General features: G+C 42.5%; 1 protein-coding gene. It reads right to left on the reverse strand.

Going from position 1 to position 435, the window contains the following annotated elements; all coding sequences use genetic code 11:
• The coding region (locus CYP05_RS06310; protein ID WP_258031529.1) for an acyl-CoA dehydratase activase at window positions 1–435 on the reverse strand (435 nt) is incomplete at both ends.

A 435-nucleotide genomic window follows, 5' to 3' on the forward strand; every position in this document is an offset into this window, starting at 1 on the left:
CTCTTACTAAAGCCACCGCTTAAGAAGTAGCTCGTATTTGCCTGTTTTTTGACCAAATTTGAAATTTTATTTATAGCTGAGACTATCACCGCTTTTGCGATATTTTCTCGTGAGATATTTTGAGCGATGAGACTTATGATCTCAGATTCCGCAAAGACCGTACACATCGAGCTTATGGATATATCTTTGTCGCTATTTTTAGCAAGGCGCGTAAGCTCATCAAACCTAACTCCAAGGCGGTTTGACATCACTTCAAGAAATTTACCAGTGCCAGCTGAGCATTTATCATTCATCGTAAAATCCGTCACTGAGCCATTTTCAAGCTTGATAGCCTTCGTATCTTGTCCGCCCACGTCTATAACTGTGCAGTCGCTTTTGCAAAAGTAGTGCGCCCCAAGCGCGTGGCAAGTGATCTCTGTAAGGGTTTTATCAGCG

The sequence above is a fragment of the Campylobacter concisus genome (assembly GCF_002913545.1).
Taxonomy (GTDB): domain Bacteria; phylum Campylobacterota; class Campylobacteria; order Campylobacterales; family Campylobacteraceae; genus Campylobacter_A; species Campylobacter_A concisus_AV.